Genomic DNA, 743 nt, shown 5'->3' with positions numbered 1-743 from the left:
GCCACGACCGAGGGCACGGCCAGTGCGGCCACCCAGTGCTTCACCCAGAGCTATTTCCGACGGCACGCAGATCGTCCCCGGCACCGGCGGCGGACAGGCCACCCGCTCGACAACCCGCCAGCGAGCCGGCAACACCTGGGACGACCGGGTCTGGCGCGGCACCGAGTTCCAGTGCCCGCAGGGCCGCACCTGCGACTACGCGTGGGAGAACTCGAGGACGACCACCACCGGCTGGGCAATCGGCGGCGGCACCGATCTGGGTAATGCCAGGTCGCCGTCCGGCAAGTGGTGCAACTTCCCGATCCCTTGATCTCGGGTTGTCAGAAGACCACCCAGATCAGGACGTCTTTCACGTGGTCCGCGCATCTCAATGTCGGTGACGGACAACCCGTTCAGGTCGCGGTTCACCGTTGGACCCACACGGAGATTTCTCCGGCGGCTGGGCGAAGACGAACCGAGGCTGCCAGGGCGGAACCTTCTACGAATGGGACGGGAATATCCGGTACGGCAACTGGACCCGGAACGTGTTCGAGAAGGAAAAGGTCGGCTACGCCGTCAACGGCCGCATGTGACCGGCACGTCTCCCCATCCGTTCGACTCACGCGGTAAATCATCCTCCAGGAAAGGAACCGATTATGCCCGGTAAAGCAATGTGGCATCGCATGCTGATGTGCGGGGCTCTCGCCGTAGCGACGGTGGCCACGACCGAGGGCACGGCCAGTGCGGCCACCCAGTGCTTCACC

Annotated in this window: 1 protein-coding gene and 1 pseudogene; both read left to right on the top strand. The window is 65.0% G+C overall.

Features of this window, described 5'->3' with window-relative positions; all coding sequences use genetic code 11:
• A pseudogene (locus RB628_RS41040) lies at positions 1-310 on the top strand (hypothetical protein); the annotation flags it as partial.
• Positions 311-410: 100 nt separating this feature from the next.
• The gene (locus tag RB628_RS41035) at positions 411-572 is read left to right on the top strand and encodes a hypothetical protein (RefSeq protein ID WP_318325723.1); all 162 of its coding nucleotides are present in this window, start codon (positions 411-413) and stop codon (positions 570-572) included.
• Positions 573-743: the final 171 nt, after the last annotated feature.

This window comes from Streptomyces sp. ADMS, from assembly GCF_033441795.1.
Classification (GTDB): domain Bacteria; phylum Actinomycetota; class Actinomycetes; order Streptomycetales; family Streptomycetaceae; genus Streptomyces.
This window is presented reverse-complemented; position numbering and strand designations above follow the sequence as displayed.